4 protein-coding genes are annotated in these 3445 nt (G+C 33.2%); 3 read left to right on the top strand and 1 reads right to left on the bottom strand.

The features are described from left to right. Positions 1 to 124: helix-turn-helix domain-containing protein (locus F6K22_RS43710; protein ID WP_483244191.1), on the bottom strand; the 124-nt coding region annotated here is incomplete at its 3' end. Positions 125 to 417: 293 nt separating this feature from the next. On the opposite strand from F6K22_RS43710, the gene F6K22_RS36305 reads away from it, so the two are divergent. The 3 genes from F6K22_RS36305 to F6K22_RS36295 all read left to right on the top strand — a co-directional run bounded on the left by F6K22_RS36305 (position 418) and on the right by F6K22_RS36295 (position 2317). Further along, the gene (locus F6K22_RS36305) at positions 418 to 1317 is read left to right on the top strand and encodes an ATP-binding protein (protein ID WP_293109510.1); all 900 of its coding nucleotides are present in this window, start codon (positions 418 to 420) and stop codon (positions 1315 to 1317) included. A 3-nt stretch (positions 1318 to 1320) separates the two neighbouring features. Then, a complete protein-coding gene (locus F6K22_RS36300) occupies positions 1321 to 1680 on the top strand; it encodes a hypothetical protein (protein WP_293109508.1) in 360 nt (119 codons plus the stop codon). Positions 1681 to 1909: 229 nt separating this feature from the next. Next, entirely contained in the window at positions 1910 to 2317 is a 408-nt protein-coding gene (locus F6K22_RS36295) for a hypothetical protein (RefSeq protein ID WP_293109507.1), read from the top strand. The last annotated feature ends 1128 nt before the right edge of the window (positions 2318 to 3445 follow it).

Below are 3445 nucleotides of genomic sequence, written 5' to 3'. Positions count from 1 at the left end.
TTTCTGGGTAGGCTTTACCTTCTATAGTGCCTTCTAATACATTTTTTTGTAAATAATCTAAGTGTTTTCCGGTTTGAGCAAAGATTAAATCATCTACTAATTCTAAGACTTCCGTACTATTCATAAACCAACTAATATTAAATCCGGTTCTAATAGACCATTTACTTAAATTGCTGAATTCCTTTTAGGGAAAAGATTTTAAATTTTAAGAATATAGTCTCATCAGAACGAACTTTGTGTTAAAACTACATATTTTTTAAAAGTACCATACTTTTCATAATTTTCCTAATTTATAGAGCGGGTAAAGTTCCTACTTTTCATACGGTCACTAAAGGTGGTTTTTATTTAGGATAGGATTGTTTGCTGGTATAAAAAATTTCTAGCAATGGCAAAAGAAAGCTAACTGAAAATCAAACCATGAAATTTGAAATAGTCAAGGAGAAAAAAAATTCTAATGCCAAAGATGAAGTAAGCAGTTTACTCGAAACACCGAAATGGACGTTAGATGAAATAGCCTTGTCAAAAACTACAATTGAGCAAATCCAAGAAATGATTGCTTATGTAAAAAATCGAGAAAAATTGTTACTTGAATGGGAATTTAATCGTTTTCTCAAAACAGGTAATGGTTTAAGTATCAACTTTTTTGGATTGCCAGGAACAGGAAAAAGTATTACTGCTGAAGCCATCGCCAAAAAATTAGAAACTCAGATTATCAAAGTTAATTATGGAGAATTAGAATCGGAATTAGTAGGTGGTACATCTAAGAACTTATCAAAAATTTTCCGAGTAGCTGAAGAAAACCACAGCTTATTATTTTTTGATGAAGCTGACGCCGTATTAAGTAAAAGAATTTCCAACTTATCCCAAGCAGCAGATTATGGTGTCAACTCTGCCAAAAGCACCTTATTAACATTGATGGATAAGTTTAATGGCGTAATCATATTTGCCACAAACTTATTTGAAAATTATGATGAGGCTTTTTTAAGGAGAATCATTTTTAACGTTGAGTTTCCCGTACCAGATATAGACATGAGAACTCAACTTTGGCAATTTCATATATCTGAAAAAGTTCCCAGAAATATCACTTATCAAAGAGCGGCTGAAATTAGTGAAGGATTATGTGGTGGAGATATTAGAAATATCACAATTAAACTAGGATTAAAATTGCTAGTTGGTAAAGCAAAAGCCATTGATGAAGAAATTATCAATGAAGAAATTGACAAATATAAAACTATCAAACTGCGTCACAAAAAAATTAATTTAGCAGAAACAGTTGTGGTAGAAAACGGACACAATTCAAATTTAAAGGAGGAATAAATTATGCTTCTTATTGCCAACTGGGTTATTGCTGTTGGTGCTGCCTTATTAGGTGCAGCTGTTGGTGGTACTGTAGTTTATTTTTGGGATGAAATAAAAGCTTGGGCTAATCGTGTAATAGGATATATAGTAGACGCAATTAATTATGCTATTGAGGTAACTTCTGATGCTATTGTTTACTTAGTTAGAGAAGGTCAACGTTATTACAAGCAAGTTAAAGTTTATGTGATGGATGTTTATACTGGCAAAACAAGAATAGAATCCAGACAGGAACTAATAAATAATAAATCTGATATACCTCAAGAAATACTAGAAAAACTTCAACACAAAGCTCAATATAAACTGATGCAAAGACCTACTTGAAGTTGATAGTAGTAAATTGAAATATTGTAGGTTAGGGTTTCCTCTGCAACATGAAAAGCGCCAGGGCGACCCAAGAAGCATCTATATATTTTTTTGTATTTTGGGTACTTTTGGGTTTCGTTCCTCAACCCAACCTACAATGTGGCAATATTTTATGAAACTGATATAAAGCAGCATCTATTCTATTAGTCAAAACTACAAAATATTAAACTGTTTGAGGAGAATATCTATGATAGAAATAGACCAAGAAAACTTGGCAGACAAATTCGGCAAATTATTTAATACCATGAAAAATGCGAGTGAAAAAATATCACAAGCATTACAAGAAAATGATGTGGATATTGACACCTTTAACAGTATCGAGAAAGAAACTTTAAACTTTGATTTGCTGGAGAAAGATCTTGAAAAAATCCACGCAAGAATTGAAAAAGATGGATATTCTGTTTTAGGAAGTCGTCTTGTCCTTGATAACGAAAAAGACTTGATGGAAATTAAAACTTATAGCCAAAAAGGAGAAAAAAGCTTTGTCAATACTGCCAGTGCTAAAGTCAAAAAAGTAAGAAATATTCCTGCTGAAATTCTAGATGAAATGAAGAGTAAAGGTCGCGTTGAAATAAGTTTGAAATTTGATGATTGATTTGATTTTTATTTAATATAAAATTTGGTTAAACAATTGTCATTATAAAGGTAAGGAAGCAATTCCAAAATTATAGAGATTGCTTCCTTCCACTCCGTTCTAGTCTCAATGACCAATGTAGTGAATAACTACTTGGATATGGATATGATATAGAAAACCATTTGGTATCTTTGCCCGGGATTAAATTTTTGAGTTACGAGTCGCAATTACAATATAGGTAATACAGGAAAAAGATTGAAAAATGCTCCCTTACTCCCATACTCCCTTACTTTTAAGATTAGAATTAGATTTTTCCCATCATCAAATCTTTCCATTTATCCTCAATAGAAAACCAGCGACATTTTCATTTTCTGAAGCTCCTGAAAAAAAATCGGCGCGTCAAAGGATTTTCACTTCCATCCTGACAATTTTTGTGATACTATAAATATTAACTGGGGTTGTTCGTCTATATACATGACTTTTTATTCAACTCAATTTCCTTGCTCTAGGGCGATCGAGTATTCACGAAATTTCCCTACAAGCAACGCCACAAAGGTTGTCATTTTAGAAAGCTCTCATAAATGTTAGTTTTCCCCCATCAAACCTTTCCCTCTATCCTCAATAGAAAACCAGCGACATTTTCATTTTCTGAAGCTCCTGAAAAAAATCGGCGCGTCAAAGGATTTTCACTTCCATCCTGACAATTTTTGTGATATCATAAAGATTAGCTGGGGTTGTTCGCCTATAAGTATGACTGTTTATTCAACTCAATTTCCTTGCTCTAGGGCGATCGAGTATTCACGAAATTTCCCTACAAGCACCCATCAGAAAGATTTTCATCTTGTGAAGCTCCCGTAAATATTACTTTTCCCCATCAAACCTTTCCCTCTCTCCTCAATAGAAAACCACCAACATTTTCATTTTATGAAGCTCCTGAAAAAATCGGCGCGTCAAAAGATTTTATGTTGCATCCCCACAATTTTTGTGATATTATAAATATTGACTGGGGTTGTTCGTCTACAAGTATGATTTTTTATTCAACTCAATTTCCTGACTCCGGGGCGATCGAGTATTCAGGAATTTTCCCCACAAGCAATCCCAGAAAGATTTTCATTTTATGAAGCTCCAAAAAAAACGGCGCGTCAAAGA

The sequence above is a fragment of the Okeania sp. SIO2F4 genome, from assembly GCF_010672385.1.
Lineage (GTDB): Bacteria > Cyanobacteriota > Cyanobacteriia > Cyanobacteriales > Microcoleaceae > Trichodesmium.
This window is presented reverse-complemented; position numbering and strand designations above follow the sequence as displayed.